Annotated in this window: 18 protein-coding genes; 11 read left to right on the top strand and 7 right to left on the bottom strand. The window is 65.8% G+C overall.

Going from position 1 to position 21,654, the window contains the following annotated elements; all coding sequences use genetic code 11:
- Positions 1–502: 502 nt before the first annotated feature.
- A complete protein-coding gene (locus tag AC1DQ3_RS02795) occupies positions 503–1,459 on the bottom strand; it encodes a LysR substrate-binding domain-containing protein (protein WP_477118650.1) in 957 nt (318 codons plus the stop codon).
- Between the two features lie 219 nt (positions 1,460–1,678).
- On the opposite strand from AC1DQ3_RS02795, the gene xdhA reads away from it, so the two are divergent.
- The 6 genes from xdhA (at position 1,679) to AC1DQ3_RS02765 (ending at position 10,487) form a co-directional block, all read left to right on the top strand.
- The gene (xdhA, locus tag AC1DQ3_RS02790) at positions 1,679–3,187 is read left to right on the top strand and encodes a xanthine dehydrogenase small subunit (protein WP_477118649.1); all 1,509 of its coding nucleotides are present in this window, start codon (positions 1,679–1,681) and stop codon (positions 3,185–3,187) included.
- A 12-nt stretch (positions 3,188–3,199) separates the two neighbouring features.
- Positions 3,200–5,572: a xanthine dehydrogenase molybdopterin binding subunit gene (xdhB, locus tag AC1DQ3_RS02785; protein ID WP_477118648.1), complete on the top strand. Its 2,373-nt coding sequence runs from the start codon at positions 3,200–3,202 to the stop codon at positions 5,570–5,572.
- A 149-nt stretch (positions 5,573–5,721) separates the two neighbouring features.
- The gene (gene xdhC, locus AC1DQ3_RS02780; protein WP_477118647.1) at positions 5,722–6,756 is read left to right on the top strand and encodes a xanthine dehydrogenase accessory protein XdhC; all 1,035 of its coding nucleotides are present in this window, start codon (positions 5,722–5,724) and stop codon (positions 6,754–6,756) included.
- Positions 6,753–7,799: an adenosine deaminase gene (locus AC1DQ3_RS02775; protein WP_477118646.1), complete on the top strand. Its 1,047-nt coding sequence runs from the start codon at positions 6,753–6,755 to the stop codon at positions 7,797–7,799. The genes xdhC and AC1DQ3_RS02775 overlap by 4 nt, the downstream gene beginning before the upstream one ends.
- Before the next feature lie 62 nt (positions 7,800–7,861).
- On the top strand, positions 7,862–9,193 hold the full coding sequence (gene guaD / locus AC1DQ3_RS02770; protein ID WP_477118645.1) for a guanine deaminase: 1,332 nt from the start codon (positions 7,862–7,864) through the stop codon (positions 9,191–9,193).
- Between the two features lie 187 nt (positions 9,194–9,380).
- Positions 9,381–10,487 carry a fatty acid desaturase gene (locus tag AC1DQ3_RS02765; protein ID WP_477118644.1) on the top strand — a complete coding sequence of 369 codons (1,107 nt, stop codon included), beginning with the start codon at positions 9,381–9,383 and terminating at the stop codon, positions 10,485–10,487.
- A 70-nt stretch (positions 10,488–10,557) separates the two neighbouring features.
- On the opposite strand, the gene AC1DQ3_RS02760 is transcribed toward AC1DQ3_RS02765, so the two are convergent.
- On the bottom strand, positions 10,558–11,391 hold the full coding sequence (locus tag AC1DQ3_RS02760; RefSeq protein ID WP_477118643.1) for an NADPH-dependent F420 reductase: 834 nt from the start codon (positions 11,389–11,391) through the stop codon (positions 10,558–10,560).
- A gap of 308 nt (positions 11,392–11,699) precedes the next feature.
- Between AC1DQ3_RS02760 and AC1DQ3_RS02755 the strand changes: the two genes are divergently transcribed.
- The 3 genes from AC1DQ3_RS02755 to AC1DQ3_RS02745 all read left to right on the top strand — a co-directional run bounded on the left by AC1DQ3_RS02755 (position 11,700) and on the right by AC1DQ3_RS02745 (position 14,681).
- On the top strand, positions 11,700–12,116 hold the full coding sequence (locus AC1DQ3_RS02755) for a hypothetical protein (protein ID WP_477118642.1): 417 nt from the start codon (positions 11,700–11,702) through the stop codon (positions 12,114–12,116).
- 130 nt (positions 12,117–12,246) lie between these two features.
- Positions 12,247–13,284: an amino acid ABC transporter substrate-binding protein gene (locus AC1DQ3_RS02750; protein WP_477118641.1), complete on the top strand. Its 1,038-nt coding sequence runs from the start codon at positions 12,247–12,249 to the stop codon at positions 13,282–13,284.
- A gap of 56 nt (positions 13,285–13,340) precedes the next feature.
- A complete protein-coding gene (locus tag AC1DQ3_RS02745; RefSeq protein WP_477118640.1) occupies positions 13,341–14,681 on the top strand; it encodes an ArsB/NhaD family transporter in 1,341 nt (446 codons plus the stop codon).
- 60 nt (positions 14,682–14,741) lie between these two features.
- On the opposite strand, the gene AC1DQ3_RS02740 is transcribed toward AC1DQ3_RS02745, so the two are convergent.
- The 5 genes from AC1DQ3_RS02740 to AC1DQ3_RS02720 form a co-directional block, all read right to left on the bottom strand.
- Positions 14,742–15,524, bottom strand: a complete 783-nt coding sequence (locus tag AC1DQ3_RS02740; RefSeq protein ID WP_477118639.1) for a hypothetical protein — start codon at positions 15,522–15,524, stop codon at positions 14,742–14,744.
- An 8-nt stretch (positions 15,525–15,532) separates the two neighbouring features.
- Positions 15,533–16,405 (bottom strand): DUF2092 domain-containing protein, encoded by an 873-nt coding sequence (locus AC1DQ3_RS02735; protein WP_477118638.1) that lies wholly within the window; start codon positions 16,403–16,405, stop codon positions 15,533–15,535.
- Positions 16,406–16,451: 46 nt separating this feature from the next.
- A complete protein-coding gene (locus tag AC1DQ3_RS02730; RefSeq protein WP_477118637.1) occupies positions 16,452–16,718 on the bottom strand; it encodes a hypothetical protein in 267 nt (88 codons plus the stop codon).
- Positions 16,719–16,882: 164 nt separating this feature from the next.
- A complete protein-coding gene (locus AC1DQ3_RS02725) occupies positions 16,883–17,623 on the bottom strand; it encodes an acetoacetate decarboxylase (protein ID WP_477118636.1) in 741 nt (246 codons plus the stop codon).
- A 25-nt stretch (positions 17,624–17,648) separates the two neighbouring features.
- Positions 17,649–18,791 (bottom strand): patatin-like phospholipase family protein, encoded by a 1,143-nt coding sequence (locus tag AC1DQ3_RS02720; protein WP_477118635.1) that lies wholly within the window; start codon positions 18,789–18,791, stop codon positions 17,649–17,651.
- A 1,017-nt stretch (positions 18,792–19,808) separates the two neighbouring features.
- On the opposite strand from AC1DQ3_RS02720, the gene AC1DQ3_RS02715 reads away from it, so the two are divergent.
- Positions 19,809–20,963 carry a sensor histidine kinase gene (locus AC1DQ3_RS02715; RefSeq protein ID WP_477118634.1) on the top strand — a complete coding sequence of 385 codons (1,155 nt, stop codon included), beginning with the start codon at positions 19,809–19,811 and terminating at the stop codon, positions 20,961–20,963.
- Positions 20,960–21,592 carry a response regulator transcription factor gene (locus AC1DQ3_RS02710; RefSeq protein ID WP_477118633.1) on the top strand — a complete coding sequence of 211 codons (633 nt, stop codon included), beginning with the start codon at positions 20,960–20,962 and terminating at the stop codon, positions 21,590–21,592. The genes AC1DQ3_RS02715 and AC1DQ3_RS02710 overlap by 4 nt, the downstream gene beginning before the upstream one ends.
- Positions 21,593–21,654 lie beyond the last annotated feature (62 nt).

Here is a 21,654-nt window from a genome sequence, read left to right as displayed (position 1 = left end):
GTACGTTCGATCCACCAATCCCACCACGAAACCCATCAGTACGAAGCTGCGCGGCGCTCCGCACGGCGAACGGCAGGGACCGAATGATCACCGCGCGTACCGTCAGAGACAAAACCACGAAACCAGTGAGGTGCGAGATAGCGCAGCCCTTTGCACCGCGAACGGCAGATGGCCGGATGGGCAATGGCGATGCTACCGCGGGCACCACCACGAAACCGCCGGCTAATGCAATTGCGATGCCTTTCAAGCCGGTAGGACACGCCAGCCAACACTCCGGGCCGTACGACGCAATCACCGCCGCCGAATAGCCTTATTGCTCTGCTCCCGGCAGGGCGGCTTTCTTTTCGTTAGTTTTCTTTGCCGCGCAAAGAAAAGTGACCGGCAGCCCCCGCAGGGGGTTGTCGTATGGCTGTTGGGTCCAAAAACCAACACCGCCAAATCCCAATCCAGGGTACTCTACGAGAGCCAAGTGTTCTGCCCTTGACCTAAAAGACCACCCACTTCACCCCTGCCCCTCCCCCACCCWAGCCAACTTCGGCAAAACCGGCAACTCCGCCGCCACTTCCGCAATCATCCTCCGCATCCACAGGACATCCGGCGCCGCATGGCACCGCTCATGCCACAGCTGATAAAACCGCATGCGCGGAAACACCACCGGCGAAGGCACCATCTTCAGCGGCAGATATTGCGCGTAATGCGCAGCAAACTGCCGCCCCGTGGTGAACACCATATCGGTCTTCATCAACACATACGGCACCAACCCGAAATACGGCAAGGTAACCTGGATATTGCGCTTGTACCCCTGCTCGGCCAGTGCCTGGTCAATCATGCTGCGCTGCATCGACGCATAAGGCGCTGGCGCCAGATGCGGCATCTCGAGGTAATGCTTGAGCGTCAGCCCCTTGCGCGCCAGCGGATGCTGCGCCCCCAGCATGCACACCACTTCATCGTCGAACAGCGGCGAAATATGCAGGTGCTCGGGCGGCGACAGCCAGTTGCCGACCACCAGATCGAGCTGCCCCTGCTCCAGGCTCTCCAGGAAATCGCTGGACGACGTCATCGGGTGCACGAACAGCTTGGCCCCGGGCGCCAGCCGGCGCACGCGCTCGACGATATTGGGCAGGAAAAAGGCGTCCAGGTAGTCCGGCGCGCCCAGGTGGAAGGTGCGGGTGGTGGTGGCGGGATCGAAATGCTGGGGCGGCCGGGCGATGCGGTCCATCGCTGCCAGGCTCTGCTCGGCCAGCTGCAGCAGCTCGCGGCCGCGCTCGGTGGGCACCATGCCGCTCTTGCCGCGCACCAGGATGGCGTCGCCAGTGATTTCCCTTAGTCGCTTGAGCGTATTGCTGATGGCCGGCTGCGACTGGCCGAGCCGGACCGCGGTGCGGGTCACGCTCTGCTCGGTGAGCAGGGTGTGCAGTACCCGCAGCAAATAGGTATCGAGATGGTCGCGTCCGTGCATGGCGAGGGGAGCCAGGCGCGCATGGCGGCCAGTGGCGTGGGAGGTGGGGACGGCGCATAGTGTATGTCAGGCACCCCGTCATTGGTCAAATCCGGCTGCCGCTCTCCTCCGGCCAGCCGGGTAACGCTTCCTCCCCTGATGGGGCATATCACCTGGGTCGAATATTGCATCATCGACACCAGTGCTATGTTTGTCACCATCATAAAGAGAGAAGACACCATGGAGACGCAAACCATCCGCTTTTACCACCGCGGCCAGGTCCAGGAGGTCGCTGACGCCCCCGTGACCCGCACCGTGCTGCAGTACCTGCGCGAGGACGCGCGCTGCACGGGCACCAAGGAGGGCTGCGCCGAAGGCGATTGCGGTGCATGCACCGTGGTGCTCGGCGAACTGGACGAGAACGGCCAGGTCGGGTTCAAGGCCGTGAACTCCTGCATCCAGTTCCTGCCCACGCTTGACGGCCGCGCGCTGATCACCGTGGAAGACCTGCGCCAGGCCGACGGCGCGCTGCATCCGGTGCAGCAGGCGATGGTGGAGTCCCATGGCTCGCAGTGCGGCTTCTGCACCCCCGGCTTCGTGATGTCGCTGTGGGCGTTGTACCAGCAAAAAGCCGAGGACGCCGGCACCGGCCGCGCGCCGGCCCGCGAGACCATCTGCGACGCCCTCACCGGCAACCTGTGCCGCTGCACCGGCTACCGCCCCATCATCGAGGCAGGCCAGCGCATGATGGCGCTGCCGGCGCCGCAGGCCAGCAAGCTGGATCCCGTCAAGATCGCCGATACGCTGCGCTCGCTGCAGCGCGACGACACGTTCCACTACAGCGCCGGCGGCCAGCACTTCTACGCGCCCCGCACGGCATCGGCTTTCGCCGCCATCAAGGCCGCCGAACCTGGCGTGCGCATCCTGGCCGGCAGCACCGACGTGGGCCTGTGGGTGACCAAGCAGTTCCGCGAACTCGGCAACCTGCTGTACGTGGGCCAGGTGGCTGACCTGAACAGCATCGGGGAAGCAGGCGGCGCCGTGGAAATCGGCGCGGCGGTCTCGCTGGAGCGCGCCTACGCGGCGCTCAACGCTACGCACCCCGAACTGGAAGAGCTGTGGAAGCGCTTTGCCTCGCTGCCGATCCGCAACGCCGGCACGCTGGGTGGCAATATCGCCAACGGCTCGCCGATCGGCGACTCCATGCCGGCGCTGATCGCACTTGGCACGGAAGTGGTGCTGCAGCGCGGCGAAGTGCGCCGCAAGCTGCCGCTGGAAGATCTCTACCTGGCCTACCAGAAGACCGCCATGGCCGAGGGCGAATTCGTCGCGGCGCTGCGCGTGCCGCTGGCGGGGCCGGAGCACTTCCGTACCTACAAGCTGTCAAAACGCTTTGACGAAGACATTTCCGCGGTGTGCGCAGCCTTTGCGCTGACGCTGGAGGACGGCGTGATCCGGCATGCACGCATTGCCTTCGGCGGCATGGCCGCCACGCCCAAGCGCGGCGCCCTCACCGAAGCCGCCCTGGTCGGCCAGCCCTGGACCGAGGCCATCGCCCGGGCCGCCATGCGCGCGCTGTCGCAGGACTTCACACCGCTGACCGATATGCGCTCCACCGCCGCCTACCGCAGCCGTGGCGCCGCCAACCTGCTGTACCGCTTCTGGCTGGAAACGCGCGCCGACGCGCTACCCGCCTCCGCCGTCAATGTGCGCGCCATCGGCGCGGGCCAACCCGTCGCCATCGCGTAAGGAGAGATCGGCATGAACAAGCAAACCGAACCCTTCCTGCTCGACGCCGGGATCGAGGCCAAGGCCGCCGTCTCCACGCCGCAAGTGGGCATCTCGCGCCCGCACGAATCCGCCCACCTGCATGTAGCCGGCACGGCCACCTACACCGACGACATCCCCGAGCTGGCCGGTACGCTGCACGCCGCGCTCGGCATGAGCACCCGCGCCCACGCCCGCATCAGGTCGATGTCCCTCGACAAGGTGCGCGCCGCGCCCGGCGTGGTGGCAGTACTGACCGCCGAGGACATCCCCGCCGCCAACGAATGCGGCCCGATCATCCACGACGACCCCATCCTGGCCAACGGCCTGGTGCAGTTCATTGGCCAGCCGATGTTCGTGGTGGTGGCTACCTCGCACGACGCCGCGCGCCGCGCCGCACGCCTGGGCGCTGTCGAATACGAAGACCTGGCGCCGGTGCTGTCGCCCGAGGCGGCCCACCAGGCCGGCAGCTATGTGCTGCCGCCGATGCACCTGACACGCGGCGAGCCGGCCAGCCATATCGCCTCGGCCTTGCATCGGGACAAGGGCAATATCCGCCTGGGCGGCCAGGAGCAGTTCTACCTGGAAGGCCAGATCGCCTACGCCGCGCCCAAGGAAAACGACGGCATGCACGTGTGGTGCTCGACCCAGCATCCCACCGAAATGCAGCATGCGGTGGCGCATATGCTGGGCTGGCATGCGCACCAGGTGCTGGTGGAATGCCGCCGCATGGGCGGCGGCTTCGGCGGCAAGGAATCGCAGTCGGCGATGTTCGCCTGCTGCGCCGCGCTGGCTGCCTGGAAGCTGCTGTGCCCGGTCAAGCTGCGTCCGGACCGCGACGACGACATGATGATCACCGGCAAGCGCCATGACTTCGTGTTCGACTACGAAGTCGGACACGATGCCGAGGGCCGCATCGACGGCGTATCGGTGGAGATGGTCTCGCGCGCCGGTTTTTCGGCCGACCTGTCCGGCCCGGTGATGACCCGCGCCATCTGCCACTTCGACAACGCCTACTGGCTGCCGAACGTGCAGATCGACGGCTACTGCGGCAAGACCAACACGCAGAGCAATACCGCGTTCCGTGGCTTCGGCGGCCCGCAGGGCGCCTTCGCCATCGAGTACATCCTCGACGACGTGGCGCGCACCGTGGGCCGCGATTCGCTCGACGTGCGCCGCGCCAACCTGTATGGCAAGACCGAGCGCAATGTCACGCCTTACGGCCAGACCGTGGAGGACAACGTCATCCACGAACTGCTCGACGAACTGGAAGCGAGCAGCGCCTACCGCGAGCGCCGCGAGGCGACGCGCGTGTTCAACGCGGGCAGCCCGGTGCTGAAGAAGGGCATCGCCATCACCCCGGTGAAGTTCGGCATCTCCTTTAACGTGGCGCACTTCAACCAGGCCGGCGCGCTGGTGCATGTGTACAACGACGGCTCGGTGCTGGTGAACCACGGCGGCACCGAAATGGGCCAGGGCCTGAACACCAAGGTGGCGATGGTGGTGGCGCACGAGCTCGGCATCCGCCTGGAGCGCGTGCGCGTTACCGCCACCGATACCAGCAAGGTCGCCAATACCTCGGCCACCGCGGCTTCCACCGGCACCGACCTGAACGGCAAGGCCGCCCAGGACGCGGCGCGGCAGATCCGCGAGCGGCTGGCTGCATTTGCCGCGCGCCTGGCTGGCGTGGATGCGCACAGCGTGCAGTTCGGCGACGACCTGGTGGTGGCGGGCGAACTGCGCCTGGACTTCAGCGACCTGGCGCGCCAGGCTTACGTGTCGCGCGTGCAGTTGTGGTCCGATGGTTTCTACACCACGCCCAAGCTGTACTGGGACCAGTCCAGGCTGCAGGGCCGGCCGTTCTACTACTACGCCTACGGCGCGGCCTGCTCGGAAGTGCTGGTGGACACGCTGACCGGCGAATGGCGCCTGTTGCGCGCGGACGTGCTGCACGATGCCGGGCGCTCGCTCAACCCGGCCATCGATATCGGCCAGGTCGAAGGCGGCTTTATCCAGGGCATGGGCTGGCTGACCACCGAGGAGTTGTGGTGGAACAAGGACGGCAAGCTGATGACGCATGCGCCGTCCACCTACAAGATCCCGACGGTCAACGACTGCCCGGAAGACTTCTACGTGCGGCTGTTCCAGAACGACAATGCCGAGGACAGCATCCATCGCTCCAAGGCGGTGGGCGAGCCACCGCTGCTGCTGCCGTTCTCGGTGTTCTTCGCGATTCGCGATGCGGTGGCCAGCGTGGCGGATTACAAGGTGAATCCGCCGCTGGTGGCGCCCGCCACGAGCGAGGCGATCCTGGATGCGGTGGATGCGGTGGATGCGGTGCGGGTGGCTGCGCCGGTGGTGCAGTGACAGGCGGTAGCCGGCGGAGCCACCGCTGCGCATCGACCACCGTCGCTGAAGACCGCAATGTAACGAGCTCAACGTAACGCGCTCAATGTAACGCGCTCAATGTAACGCGCTTTATCCAAAGCAAAGCATCAACCTGAAAAGGCATCACCATGCAGGACGCGCCCCTCAAACCCTTCCGTTTCGCCGACGCCAGCCGCCTGGTGCGCGCCGGCGTGCCGGTGGCGATGGTCACCATCGCCGAGGTAAAGGGCTCGGCCCCGCGCGAGGCGGGCGTGCGCATGCTGGTGACCGCCGACGACCTGGTGGGCACCATCGGCGGCGGCCATCTCGAATGGCGCGGCATGGAGATTGCGCGCAGCATGCTGGCCGAACACGCAGTGGCACGGCAGATCGTGCGCATCCCGTTGGGTCCGGCCCTGGGCCAATGCTGCGGTGGCGCRGTCCAGCTCGCCTTCGAGGTGCTGGGCGAGGCCGACCTGCCCTGGCTCGATGCGGTGCAGGCCGCCTTTGCCAGCGGACGCGCGCTCACGCGCACCGTGCCGGCGACTGGTCCGGTGCGGCACGCCGCCACACAGGCGGTCACGCCCACGGTGGTCTTGCAACAGGATGGTTCCTGGACCGACACCATGGTCCCCGATGAACTGCAGGTGGTGCTGTTCGGCGCCGGCCATGTCGGCCATGCGCTGGTCAAGGTGCTGGCCAACCTGCCGTGCCACGTGCACTGGGTGGACGAGCGCGACACCTTGTTCCCGCCCGGCCTGCCCGGCAACGTCACCCCGGAAGCCACCGACACCCCCGAAGCCGTGGTCGACCATGCTGCCCCCGGCAGCTACTTCCTGGTGATGACGCACAGCCACGCCCTGGACCAGGCGCTTTGCGAGCGGATCCTGCGGCGCGATGACTTTGCCTATTTCGGCCTGATCGGTTCCAAGACCAAGCGCGCGCGCTTCGAGCATCGCATGGCGGAGCATGGGATTGACCCTGCCCGCTTCGCGGAAATGACGTGCCCGATGGGTATCTCCGGCATCACGGACAAGGCTCCGGCTATGATTGCGGTTGCCATCGTCGCCCAACTGCTGCAGGTTCGCGACCAGCGCCTCGCCCATCTGGGCGCGCTGAGCGCGAACCGCGGCGGCCAAGCGGCGAACACGACGCAAACCACGACCGCAAAAGGAACCCCATGACGCTCGATGCCGCGCTCGCCGACCGTATCCGCCTGACGCCCAAGGCCGAACTGCACGTCCATATCGAAGGCACGCTGGAGCCCGAGCTGATCTTCCGGCTCGCCCAGCACAACAAGGTCAAGCTGCCGTATGCCAGCGTGGAAGCCCTGCGTGACGCCTACGCCTTCACCGACCTGCAATCCTTCCTGGACATCTACTACGCCGGTGCCAGCGTGCTGCTGACCGAGGACGATTTCTTCGACATGACGATGGCCTATGTGCAGCGCGCCGTCGCCGACAACGTGCGCCACGCCGAGATCTTCTTCGATCCCCAGACCCACACCGCGCGCGGCGTGCCCATCGGCGTGGTGATCGACGGGATCTCCGACGCCCTGGCCCAGGCCCGCACGCAGTTCGATTTCTCCAGCAGCCTGATCCTCTGCTTCCTGCGCCACCTGTCCGAGGAGGACGCCTTCGCCACGCTGGAAGCGGCGCTGCCCTACCGCGACCGCTTCGTCGGCGTGGGGCTGGATTCCTCCGAGCAGGGCAACCCGCCGGAGAAGTTCGCCCGCGTCTTTGCCCGCGCCCGCGAACTGGGGCTGCACCTGGTGGCGCACGCTGGCGAGGAAGGCCCCGCGCAGTACGTCACCGATGCGCTGGACATCCTCAAGGTGGAGCGCATCGACCACGGCGTGCGCGCCATCGACGACCCGGCACTGGTCGAACGGCTGGCCCGCGAACGCGTGGCGCTGACCGTGTGCCCACTATCGAACCAGAAACTCAAGGTCTATCCCGACCTGCGCGACCACTCGCTCAAGCGCCTGCTCGATGCCGGCGTGGCAGTGACGCTGCACTCGGACGACCCCGCCTATTTCGGCGGCTATATGAACGCCAACTGGGAAGCCACCTTCGAAGCCATGCCGCTGACCGCGGACGATGGCCACAAGCTGGCGCGCAATAGTTTCGAGGCATCGTTCCTGCCCGCCTCGCAAAAGACGGCCTTCCTCGCCGAAGTCGACCACTTCTGGCAATCCCCCTTGCCCGCGACGGCCTCCACGGCCTGAGCGCGGCTCACACCAAGAAGCCGGTGCACCACGCGTGCGCCGGCGCATGACGAGACATCGCTATGACGACCACGCCCCCCAAACCGTCCATCACCCGCGCCATCCGTGGCCGCGTGCTGCACTTCCTGCGCGATCCGCAGTTCCATGAAGACGCGTATCAGTATTGGGAAGACGGGGTGCTGATCGTCACCGCCGGGCATGTCGCAGCGGTGGGCGACTACACCGCGCTGGCCGCGCAGATCCCGGCCGGCGCCGAAGTGATCGACCGCTGCGGCAAGCTGATCGTGCCGGGCTTTATCGACACGCACGTGCATTACCCGCAGACCGACATCATTGCCTCGCCCTCGCCCGGCCTGCTGCACTGGCTGGAGACCTATACCTTCCCCGAGGAGCGCCGCTTTGCCGAGCCGGAGTACGCGGCGGCGGTGGCGGGCTTCTTCGCCGACGAACTGCTGCGCAACGGCACCACCAGCGCGGTGGCCTGGAGCACCGTGCACACGGCCTCGGCCGACGCGCTGTTCGCCGAAGCGGACCGCCGCAACCTGCGCCTGGTCACCGGCAAGGTGCTGATGGACCGCAACTGCCCCGAATTCCTGCGCGACACCGCCGAGTCCGGCGCGCGCGACTCGGCCGACCTGATCGCGCGCTGGCACGGCAGGAACCGCCTGTCGTACGCCATCACGCCGCGCTTCGCGCCCACTTCCAGCGAGGCGCAACTGGCCGCCTGCGGCGAACTGGCCAAGGCCTACCCCGACGCCTTTATCCAGACCCACGTGGCGGAAAACCGCGATGAAGTGAAGTGGGTGGCCGAGTTGTTCCCGCAGGCGCGCAGCTATCTCGATATCTACGATCACTATGGCCTGCTGCGCCCGGGCGCGCTCTATGGCCACGCCATCTACCTCGACCAGGACGATCGCAAGCGCCTGGCCGACAGCGGCGCGGCGGTGGCGCACTGTCCCACCTCCAACCTGTTCCTGGGCAGCGGTTTCTATGACTTCCACCAGTCCGACGCCCATCGCCTCAACGTGACGCTGGCCACCGACGTGGGCGGCGGCACCTCGTTCTCGATGCTGCGCACCATGAATGCCGCGCACAAGGTGGCGCGCATGGGCGGCTACCACCTCACCGCGCTGCGCATGTTCTACCTGGCCACCCGCGCCGCCGCCGACGCGCTGGGCTGGAGCGAACGCGTGGGCAGCTTCACGCCGGGCTGCGAGGCCGACTTCATCGTGCTCGATCCGCAGGCCACGCCGCTGATCGCCCGCCGCAGCGAGCGTTCGGCATCGCTGGAAGAGCAACTGTTCGCCTTCGCCATGCTGGGCGACGACCGCGTGATCGGCGAAGTCTATGTGATGGGCGAAGCGGCGAGCGTGGCGGCTTCCGTCGCGCATTAATCATCACTTTTCGCCACGCAACACCGGGTCCGGCCCTGCCGGCTTGACCCGGATCAACACCCCTGTCACGCAATCCTTCTAAGCTGTCGCATCGTTGGCCGGCCTGTGGCCGGCCTGTGGCCGAGCATCGCCAGTCCCGGGCGCACCCGAGCGCCCGCCCCCGCGTTCGACAACTGAAGGTTTTTGCATGATTGCCACGCAGCAAGCCCCGACTCCCTTTCCGGAGCCCGTTTCCCCTGAAGCGCCCCTGCCATCGCGCAAGATCATCCGCGGCTGGCTGATCCCGCTGGGCCAGCGCAGCACCCCGCGCGCGCTGGCGCTGTTCGCGCTGGACACCGCGCTGTTCCTGTCCGCGCTGGCCGGGGTGGTGATGCTCTCCCACTGGCTCGCCAAGCTGGCCGCCGGCGTGCTGGCCGGCCTGACCATCGCGCGCCTGTTCATCATCGGCCACGACGCCTGCCACCAGAGCCTGACGCCCCGGCGCGGCCTGAACAAATGGCTGGGGCGGCTGACCTTCCTGCCATCGCTGACGCCCTACAGCCTGTGGGAAGTCGGCCATAACGTGGTCCACCACGGCTACTCCAACCTCAAGGGCTTCGATTTCGTCTGGGCGCCCTACTCGCTGGAGGAATTCCAGGCGCTGCCGCGCTGGCGCCGTGCGCTGGAGCGCCTGTACCGCACCGGCTTTGGCGCGGGCCTGTACTACCTGGTCGAAATCTGGTGGTTCAAGATGTTCTTTCCCAGCCGCCGCCAGATGCCGACGCGCCGGGCCGTCTTCATGTGGGACTGCACGCTGGTGGCCATCTTCGGCGCCACCTGGATCGGCGCGCTGGCCTGGCTGGCGCTGGCCAGCGGCCAGTCGGTCGCGCTGCTGGCGGGACTGGGCTTCGTCGTGCCTTTCCTGGTATGGAATCTCACCGTGGGCTTCGTGCTCTATCTGCACCACACCCACACCAGCGTGGCCTGGTACGAATCCAAGACCATGTGGGCGCGCGCCCAGCCTTTCGTCTCCACCACCGTGCACCTGCGCTTGCGCTATGGCATCGGCGCGGCACTGCATCACATCATGGAGCACACCGCCCATCACGTGGACATGAGCGTGCCGCTGTATCGCCTCAAGCGCGCGCAGGCCCTGCTCGAACATGCGCTGCCGGGCCGCATCATCATCCAGGACTTCACCTGGCGCTGGTATTTCGACACCGCGCGCCGCTGCAAGCTGTATGACTTCAAGGCGCTATGCTGGACCGACTTCCGCGGCCGGCAGACCAGCGCCAACGCGCCGGTGCCGGCCTGAGCGCGGCGCCTCGCCCTGGCGCGAATCGGATCGGGGGCGTGGCCGCCGGGTGCAGCAGCAGGCGCCGATCTTATTTCGGCGCCGCGCCTGCCTTGCCACTGACCTCCGCCATGCGCGCGCGCATGGCGTCTGCCGAACCGATCTGGTGGAACAGTGGGCCGCCCGGGGCAAAACTGTCGGCCGTGGCCAGCCGCCCGATCACCACCGGTTCAAAGCCGGCATCGCGCACCAGTTGCTCGCCGACGCGCAGCGCGGCAGGATCGTCCGCGGCGATCGGCACGGCAATCAGCCCCTTGGCCCGGTGATGCATGCTCGCGAAGTCGGCCGCGCCCATGAAATTGAAAGCCCGGACAATGTGCGCGCCGCGCAGGTACTTTGCCGTGGTAATGCCGATGCCCTTGCGGATTGCCTCCTCGGCGATGGCGCCATCGCGCGCGGGCACGGCATTGGTCGCATCCACGACGATCTTGCCGGCAAAGGACTGGCGATATTCCGCGGCGAGATCGGGCAAGGCCTTGTACGGGACGGCCAGAAAAATCACCTTGGAAAAGGCCAGTGCGTCAGCCACCGTGCCGGCGCGGGCGAGCCGGCCGAGCTTGTCGACGAGGGGCTTGATCTCTTCAGGATGGCGCGAGGAGAACAGGACAGGGTGTCCCGCCTGCACCCACAGGCCGCCGATCGTCCCGCCGATGCGGCCCGCACCGATCACGCCAATCGGCATCGGGCCGGCGTCCCGCCTGCCCTGCGCGCGCAAGCGCGCGGGCGACATCCCGAGCGCCATCGCCAGCAAGGCAAAGCCGGCGCTACCAGTTAGCAAGCGGCGGCGCCGGTCAATCGTTCCAGGCTGCCCGGCAGTGCAATCCGCACGGTTGGGCGCGAACACGGGACGACCGGAAAACGGCATGGCGAACTCCTCGATCCGATGGCAATCATGGTGCTGCGATACGGCAACCCTGTGCGCCACGACGTTCGGGAAACGTGTGTGGCGCACAGTGAAACACCTTCAAACTCTAGGCGAAAAATACGGCGCGCGCCGCCGGGCTGCATGACTGCCCCCGCCCCGGCACCGCGCGGCCCTCGTCCCGGACTTGTGCCGCCCCCCGCAATCCGCGAACTACAATGGTAGGCATACCAAGCTTGCGCGCACGGGCGCCGACCGCACGTGCGTTCGGCGAACCCTGGCGCAGGGCCTGGCATCCTGGCGGTGACGACATGAAGCGTGTTCACGTACTGATGGTGCTCTGCTGCGCGCTGGCCGCCTGCATATCCGCAGGCGTCGATGTCAAGCCGGAGCAGCTATCCAGCTTCAGGCAGGGCAAGGCCACCCTTGAAGAGGTCGTCGGCGAACTCGGATCGCCAACCGCTCAAACGTCGCTGAGCAACGGATCGACCATCCTGATCTATTCGTTCGTCACCTCCAGGCCGCGTCCCGAGAGCTTCATCCCGTTCATCGGTCCGTTCTTCGGTGGCGCCGACACGCGATCGGCCACCGTCGTGTTCGAGTTCGACGAAAACGGCATCCTCACGAGCCAGCGCAGGACGACATCGAGCGGCGGCACCGGTATGAGCATGAGGCCCCCCGATGCGCCGGCACCGGTGGAGGAACACCACGATGCGCATGCGCAGTAGCCAGACCCGAACACGAGGCGATGCGCTCATGGATGTACGACGAAAGGCCAATTGACGCAATCGGGAATCGCTGCCAGAGTGAATTTGTCGGCAGCGGCGATTCGATGCCGGGTCGGGCTTGGGGGCATGCATGATCCACCTTCGGCGCATCGTCAAAGGGTTGTTGCTGGGTACATTGCCGTTGCTCACGGCCACCGCGCTGCCGGCCCATGCCGCGGATGGCGATACGCTGGCGCAGGCCAGGTCGCGCGGCACGCTGCGCTGCGGCGTCAGCGAGGGGATTGCCGGGTTCTCGGCGAAGGACGCCGCCGGCCGCTGGTCCGGGATCGACGTCGATTTCTGCCGCGCCGTAGCGGCAGCCGCCCTGGGGCGGGCGGACAAGGTCACCTTCGTTCCGCTGAAGGCTTCCGCAAGGTTTCCAGCACTGCGCACGGGCGTGGTGGACTTGATCAGCCGCAACACCACGTGGACCCTGGTGCGCGAGAGCACGCTGGGCGTGCAGTTCGCGGGCACGATCTTCTATGATGGCCAGGCGTTCATGGTGCCGAAGCAGAGCGCTGCGCAGGCAGTCGCGGGACTCGACGGGGCCACCGTCTGCGTCGAGAAGGGAACGTCAAGCGAAGTCCATCTGGCGGCCTATTTCGCGGCCAAGCGGTTAAGCGTGATTCCGCTCGCCATAGACTCCGCCACCGAAGTGGCCGACGCCTTTTTCGCGGGACGCTGCGGCGCCTATACCGCGGACGCCTCGCACCTTGCAGCCGCGCGCCTGCGGGTCCGCAATGGATCGCAAGCCTATGTCATCCTGCCCGAGCGGATATCGAAGGAGCCGCTCGGGCCAGTCGTGCGCAACGACGACCAGCCCTGGCTGACGCTGGTCCGGTGGGTCCTGTTCTCGCTGATTGCCGCGGAAGAAGCCGGGATCACGCAGGCCAACGCGCGCGAACGCTTGCGCGATCCGGCGCTGGCCCACGCATTCGAAGCCGGTGAAGACGCCAGCAAGTCGCTCGGCGTCGAGCCCGGCTGGGCCACGCGCGCAGTGCAGAGCGTGGGCAACTACGGCGAGATGTTCGAGCGCAATCTCGGCCCGCAAAGCCCGCTGAATTTCGATCGCGGCCTCAACCGGCTCTGGACGCAGGGCGGCCTGATGTACGCGCCGCCGGTGCGATAGCCGCCGTATTCGTTGCGACAGGTGCCAACGAAGCGACGGACCGCGGAGGTCACCGCATGAGCGAACTGCAGATCTATATCGTCCTCGGCGTGTTCGGGGCCGTGATCCTGGCCATCGCCTTCAACCTGCTGGATATGGCGGTGGCCGCGCTGATCGGCGTATGCGTGCTGATCTCGCTGGGGATCCTCGACGAGCAGGATCTGCTGGGCGCCACCCGCACCGCCGCCGGCCCCATCAGTCTGCTGTTCGGCGGCATGGTGGTGGCGCGCATCCTGTCCACCACCGGTCTTTTCGACCGCCTCGGCGACCTGTACCTGAGCGCCACGGGGGGAAGCGGCAGGCGGTACCTGTTGCTGCTGATCGCGATCGTTGCGCCCCTGTGCGCCTTCCTGCCGAACGCGACCACGGTCATCCTGCTCGCCCCCATCATCATCCGGGTTGCCGGCGCCCTGGAAGTGGACTTTGTCGGACCGCTGGTGCTGACCGCCATCGTCAGCAACTCCGCCGGCCTGCTGACGCTCGTGGGCGACCCGGCGACATTTCTCGTCGGCAGCTCGATCGGCATGACCTTTGGCGAGTACCTCCACCGCGTGAGCCTGGGCGGTGTCGTCGCCCTGCTCATCATCGTCCCGCTGCTGCCGCTGCTGATGCCGGACCTGTGGCGGCTGCGGCGTCCGTTGCCGCCGCGCGTGCCGCCCAGAAAGCTCGAGCACCCCATCTACGCGGTGCTCTCGCTCGCCGTGCTCCTGACGATGGTGGCGCTGTTCATCTTCGGCGATCAACTGCCCACGCGGCTCGTGCCGCCCACGGTAGCGCTGATCGCCGGTGCCCTGGCCCTGCTGGTCGGGTATGAAGCCCGCTTCGAGCCGACCGACGACGTGCTGCGGGACGTCGACTGGAAAACGCTGCTGTTCCTGGGGTGCATCTTCTGCCTGGTGCAGGCGGTGACCAAGACGGGGCTGCTCCAGATCATGGCGCTAAAGCTCAATGCGTCGTTCGGCATCGAGCTGACGCTCGTTGCACTGACCATGATTGCAGCAATCGGCCTGCTCTCGAGCCTGCTGGCAAACGTCCCGGTGGCGGCGGCGTCGATCCTGATGGTCAAGGGCTACCTGGTGGCAGCGGAGGTGGTGCCCGACGCAGCGCTTGGCGCGCATTTCACCCAGTGGCCCGCGGCCACGATTCCGGTGTTCGTCGGCATGATGTTCGGCGCAACGCTCGGCGGTAACGCTACCCTGATCGGCGCATCGGCCAACATCGTGGCCGCCGGCATCTGCGCGCGCCACGGCAAGCCGGTGACATTCGCCACGTATATGCGCTACGGACTGCCAATCACCGTGGCCCAGCTCACGGCGTCGGCGATCTACGTCATCGTGCTGTCGCGGCTGATGCGCTGACGGCACGGTATGGGCGTTCGGATGGGCGTTTGGATGGGCGTTCGGATACCGCGCGGACAATCAGGCCGGCGTTGGCACCACGCGATAGTAGACGCCGTTGGCGCCGTAGGAAGGCTTGAACCACGTGTTTCCGCACAGATAGTAAGTGCCGCCCTGCACCCTTGGCGTAATGCACCCGGCTGGCAGCGTCGGGTAGATCGCACCCATCGCGAAGTACCCGCCGACAGGGGCGGCAGCCGTCGCCCCGGCGACCACGCCGGCGTTGTACGCATTGGCGGTAGCGGCAGCCGTATTGGCCGATGCCACGGCCGCACCGGCTGCCACGCCGACCACCGCGCCCGCCGCGACGGCACCGGCGGTGGACCAGCCGCCGCAGTTGTAGCAGCCGGACCCGTAGTTGTTCACGACGACCGGCGGATGGTATGCGGGATACCTCGCGCCATAGTAGGGGCTGTGGTACGCCGTGGCGCCCGAAGCGCTTGTATAGCTCGTATAGCCGGAGCCCGTGGCGTGATACGCCGTGCCACCGTACGCACCCGTGGCGCTGGTACCCTGGCCGTAGGTGTGGGTCGCAGTCCCGCCGTAGCGGCCTGTAGCCGTCGTCTGCCCCGAGCCTTCCGCATGCGTTGCCGTGCCGCCGTAGCGTCCGGTCGCGGTCGTGCCCTCCCCGTAGGTGTGCGTTTCGCTGCCGCCCCAGGCGTTGCTTCGGGTCGTGGAATCCGAACCGGGCGTGTGCGATGTGAAGCCGCCGCGATAGTTGGCGTGCGACCACGCGCCCGCGGGACTGGCGGCGAGCGCCGGGATCAGCAACCCGATCAGATGGATGACGGCCTTTTTCATCATGCGCCTCCTCATTGCCTCTTGGCAGCCTTGGTCTTCGGAGGCGGCTTCATGCCTGGCCCACCCGTCGAGTCCGGGGGCTCGAACGCTATGCGTGCCGCGCTCGCGGCGCTGGCCGATACAAAGGCGGTCGCGGGAATGGCGGCGTCCAGTTCCCAGTTGGAGAGTTCCAGCACATGGCGCAGCCGGGTGCGGTCATTGAGATACACGGCGTAGATGCGGCGCGGCAGCTTGTCCTGCGTACCGATCCAGGCCTGCACGAACACGTCTCCGGTGACATAGGCCACCATGTCCGTCGTCGTATTCCCGACAACGATGGACTGGCCGATATAGAAAGCGGTCTTCAGTCCCTCGGCGATGTCTTTGTAGGGATCCGTGACGATCACATCGGTAAACGGAAAATAGATTGCCGCGGTATCGTAGGCCTTCTGTAGCGCGGCGTCGATGGTCGGCGGCGCGTCGGCGACGGCGACCAGGTTCTCCGCCGGCGCAAGTGCCATCATGGCCTTGCCGTCGTAGTAGAACTCCGAGGGCGGCCCGTCGCCGCTCGTGACGACCTTGAGCTTGTCCGGCCGCTGCAGGGTCACCTGCGACTTGGTGGAATAGACAAGCGGAGGACCGAGGCGGCTCGGACTCTCGTAGGAGACGACCGCCGTGAAGGTCATCGATCTGGCTGCGGCCAGGCGGGCACTCGCCCCCTTGAGGATGTCTACCGCGCGTGGCTCGATCCCGGCCTGGAACGTGAGCGCCGCCTTGTCCGACCGTTTGGCGGTGGCGCTTGTTGCTTTCTGTGCTCGCTGGGGCTGCTGAGCGATGCCATTCGTGGAAAGCAACAGTCCCAGCGCGACGAGGCTTGCGCGCAGCAGCACTTTCTCGTAGGTCATCGCGGTCTCCGTGCGTCGTTCAGTCCAGCGTGGCCACCGAGGGCGATCACGGAATCATGCCGCACTCGAACATCTTGTTGACAATCGGCCCTGCCACCTTGTTGATGAACGCAGCACGCATCTGCGGATCGTCGCGCAGCACCCTCAGGGCCTCCTGTTCCCTCTCCGGCTTCGGTTGCCCCTGTTTCTGGGCTTTCTCCTGCCATAGCTGCTCACAGGACGAGCGCTGGTACTTTTGAACGACCTTGTCGGCGACCTCGTTCATGATCGGGTACTGCGCCTTTGCGACACCCGCGAACAGCAGCGCCGGCATCAATGCAAACCACAGTGGACGCCTGGTCATGATCTTCCTCGTTTCGTCGAATCGATGATGGGCGGGCCAAGACCGAACGATCAAGAGAAGCCGCCCAATCCATAGCCTATGCAAGGCGCAGGGACGCCGATATTGGACTTTGGTCCAATGGGGCGCGAGCGCCGCTACGCGGCGAGATAGTCGTGAACGACAGTCCCCAACCCAAGCGTCAGGTCGGTCAGGATATGCACGCCCGATATCACTTCGCGCACCGGAAGCGACGCGACCGGCGCGAGCGCATGATGAAATAGCTCGAGGCCGGCCGGCCCCGCCCAGGCGCCCTTCACGGTGATATCTTCGCAGAAGTAACGCACCAGCTCGCAGATGCGTGCCGTCCCGTCCACATGCGGGATGATCTTGAGCAGGAAACTGGGTGCCGACAGCGATGCCAGGATCTTGTCGTGGGCCAGCGCACTATGCTTGTAGCCCATCGTCGCCACGGCAACCGGCACCGGCCCGTACCGCAGCACCCCGCCGATCGTATCCTTCTCTACGCGCAACTGTGGCGACGCCAGCTTTTTGGGAAAGCCCCAGAGTTCGCGGCCCGCCGCAATCGGCGATCCATCGTCGAGATACATGGCATGCACGTAGCCGCCGGTTTCGCCGCGAAATCGTACCGGGATCACCTGGCCGCTTTCCGTATAGTCGCCAAAGCCGGTCGAATCCGGCATCCGGATGAACTCGAATTTCACGATGGGATCGATCATCTCCAGCGGAGCGGGAATGACGGCAGCCAGCGCGTCGGGATCGGTACGGTAGGTAACGATCAGAAACTCGCGATTGATAAAACGATAGGGTCCGGGCGGAAACGCAGGACTCGTGAACGGCATCGCAAAGGCTTGCCTTTTGATCTCGTCTTCCGTCATGTCATTTGCTCCTGTCCTCGGGACACTACGTGGTCATGTCGTAAATGCCGATCCCGCTGGTCTGCGCCATGGCTTCTTTCCACTTCGGACCCGCGACGGCGCGGCGCGCGTCTTCAAGCCCGCCGTTCCATAGATCGGTCACCGTGGCGCGCGAGAACTCGTAGTCCTTGAAATCCGAGGATTGCGTGTTGTGCCGGTTGATGAAGTGCATCAGCGCGACGGTGCCGCGCGTACTGACCGCCGTGAGTTGCGCCACGTCCGGGTCCGACTGGAGTGCCTTGGGCAGCTTGCCGATGAGACGGCGCAGTGCGCCGCGAAGGTCTTCGATTTCCTTGACGCGTGTCGAGTTGAAGCGCGTCTTGCTCGCATACTGGATGTCCTTGACGCGCTCCTGGACCTGGCGCAGGTTCTGCGGCGTTTCGCCCGCCCCGCTGAACAGATCGACCTGCAAGACCAGCGCACCCAACCGGTAGTTTTCGTCGACGACGTACCACAGCGGCGTATTCGAGACGATGCCGCCGTCCCAATACAACTCCCCGTTCACTTCCACGGGAGGGAATCCCGGCGGCAACGCGCCGCTCGCCATCACGTGCTCGGGCCCGAGCTGCATCTGCTGGTTGTCGAAATAAACCGAGTTCCCGGAGCGCAGATTGACCGCCCCCAGCGAGAGCCGCACATCCTTGCGGTTGATCATCTCGAAGTCGACCAGTTCCTCAAGTGTTTCCCTGAGTGGCGACGTGTCATAGAAACTCAGCGCTTCGATGGCGCCGTCGGGTGCGAGGAACGGCGGCGGAACCCTTGGCACGAAGAAGCCCGGTATACCGAACGTTACCGCGGATCCCGCGCTAAAGGCATTCATCATCGGACGCAGCGTGTCGAAGATGGAAGGCGGGATAAGAGGCGCACGCGCCGACATCCGGTCCCAGAATTCACGCAGGCGCTCCACGCGGCGCTCGGGGGCATTGCCGGCGATGAGGGCGGCGTTGATTGCCCCGATCGATACGCCGGCAACCCAATCAGGCGTCACGCCGACTTCCGCGAGACCCGCGTAGATGCCCGCCTGGTACGCGCCCAGCGCACCGCCGCCTTGCAGGACAAAAACCGTATGATCGAACTTCCCAGCATGCGCCGCTGCATCCGAGGGTAACGCTTTGCTTGGCCGCGCCATGTTGGTTCCCGGGCAATGGACTCTGTGGTGAGACAGCGGAATGCATGATCCGCGACGATTGCGTCGCTCCAGCCCGCGCGTGCAGCCGGGCTCCTCGGCGCCGGCCCGGCACGCCGTTGCCACAGCTGGCACGAAAAACCGGAAACCGGCGCATGCCGGCGACCAGGTACCACTCAACTAAAAATAGCCCGCGTGCAAGACACCGGCAATTGGACCTTGGTCCCATTCGATCGCGACATCGCGCCTGCGGCTGCACCCGCCCATTTGTGCAAAACCGCCGTTGTAACTTGTACGATCGAGACTAATGCCTTTTACAAAGGGACTTCAACGCCTAAACTTTTTTTGCCTATATGCCCCAGATACCCGGCTACTTTGTGGCGCCAGTGATGCTTCACACACCCAGGCGCTCTATTGCAAGCCAGTGTCCGCCGACGGAATCGGATTGACGTCGCATTCCGGCGATGCAATGCAACAATAAATCAAACCAGCATATGGACAGGTTCGTTACATGGCCCGGCGGAAATGTCCGGTGGCAAGCACCTCATTGCGTAGGCGCGGCCACCTCATATGACCGTATGTGCGCTGAATTGCTCGTCTGTCTGCCGGCATGCCGGTGGCACCGGGTTCGCGCAGGCCAAGCGAGCCACTGACAGGGAGCAGGGCGCCATGACCCTCATTCTCACAGCTGCCGTCATCGCACTGCTGCTGAAACTGCAGTTCCGACGCACGAAAACCAGGGATGAGCCGTTGAACCCTGGCACCCCCTCCTCCATGCCGGCACACCGGGCGCTTCACTTCCTTTTTATCCGTTTCGCGCGTGTAGCCAACGCAACGTGGGCGCACCAGGCGCCAGGCGCGCCTCCGGAACAGCCACATCCTCGCGACGCGCCAGAAAGCTGCCAGCCCTGGCGGCACGGCAGGCACCCCATCCGCACACGCCTCGCGGCAGCCGGCGGCTTCCGGCTCTCCGCCGCTGACCATGAGGCGCATGATGCCGCCGGGGAAACACGGGACAATATGCCTGAAGCATCCCGCGACACCACCCGGCAACTGCAGCGCGATGAGACCTTGCGCTGCGTACTGGAACGACTGCCGTTCGCCATCCTGTTGACAAATGCGCTTGGACGGATCGTGCTGGCCAATACTGCCGTGCAGAAGCTCTTTGGTTATAGCCAGGACGAGTTGATCGGCGCGCCGGCTAACGCACTCGTGCCTGGATTGCACGGCGACGCCAATCCCGCCCGCCAGGGCGAAGCCGTGGCCGCTCCGCCGCCACGCGCGATCGGCAGTACGCGTGACCTGTCCGCGCGGCGCAAGGATGGCACCGAGTTTCCGGCGGAAATCACCGCCAATCACGCCTCGTCCGACGGCGATCCACTTACGCTGACAGTTGTCATTGACCGGACGGAACACTATGAATTGCAGCGTAACAGGCAGGAGCTCGCCCATCTGACGCGGGTCTCCACGCTCGGAGAGTTGGCGAGTTCGCTCGCGCACGAGTTGAATCAGCCGCTCACGGCCATCCTGAGCAACGCGCAGGCAGCCCAGCGTTTCATGGCGACGCAGCCGATCAATCTTGCCGAAGTGCGCGAGATCCTGCAGGACCTCGTCGAAGACAACCGCCGCGCGAGCGAAGTACTGCGCAGGATCCGTGCGCTCGTCAAGAAAGGCGAACTCGAGGCCGCGCCCCTCAGTCTTGCCCGCGTCATCGGCGACGTGCTACTGGTGGTGCATAGCGACGCGATCGTGCGCGGCATCCGCGTGCTCCTGAGCCTCGATCCCGGGCTGCCCCCGGTGCAGGGCGACAGCGTGCAGGTGCAGCAGGTCGTACTGAATCTGTTGCTTAACGCATTCCACGCGACGGAGTCCGGCCCGGCGCAAGATCGCGTGATCGTGGTCGGCGCCACGCTCGATGGCGCCGGCATGGTGCGCGTCTCGGTGTGCGATCGCGGACCTGGCCTCGCTGCCGACAAGCTGGACCAGCTCTTCAAGCCATTTTTCACGTCAAAGCGCGAGGGGCTCGGTCTCGGACTCTCGATCAGCCGCACCATTGTTGAAATGCACGGCGGACGTATCTGGGCCGAAAACAATAGTGAGAAAGGCGCCACTTTCCATTTCACCTTGCCCGTCGCCGCCGAGACAGAATCCCTCCATTCCGGACCACGACCATGAATAACGCCACACCAACCGTCTTCGTGGTGGACGACGACGATGCGGTACGCCGGGCGTTGACGCGCCTGATCCGCTCCGCAGGCTACCGCGCCGAAGGGTTCGCATCGGCACGTGAGTTCCTCGAATGCGATCCGTGCGCGGACTACAACGCCTGCCTGGTGCTCGACGTGCAACTCCCCGACCTGAACGGACTGGAGTTGCAGCGTGCGTTGAGCGGCGCGGGCCGGCCGCTGTCGATCATCTTCATCACCGGACACGGCGACATCCCGATGAGCGTCAGCGCGATGAAAGCGGGGGCGACGGACTTCCTGGTGAAGCCGGTCAGCGACACCGATCTGCTCAATGCCATCGGGACCGCATTGGGGAACGCGTCGCAAGCGCTCGCGAACCGCACCGAAATCGAATCGATTCACCATCGCATCGGGCGACTCACGCCGCGCGAGCGGGAAGTGCTGGCGCTGGTCGTCGAAGGCCGCCTGAACAAGCAAATGGCTTGCGAACTGGGCACCGCCGAGAAGACCATCAAGGTCCACCGTGCCCGCGTGATGAAGAAGATGGAGGCGCACTCAGTGGCAGAACTGGTGCGCGTCACCGATAAGGCGGGCATCCAGCATCCGCCCGCGCACTAGCCGCGGAGCGCCGCGACCGCTACGGGAACATGACAGCGCCCGCCCGGCCCGGCCCCATCCAC

Source organism: Cupriavidus sp. 01T418 (genome assembly GCF_056398885.1).
This window is presented reverse-complemented; position numbering and strand designations above follow the sequence as displayed.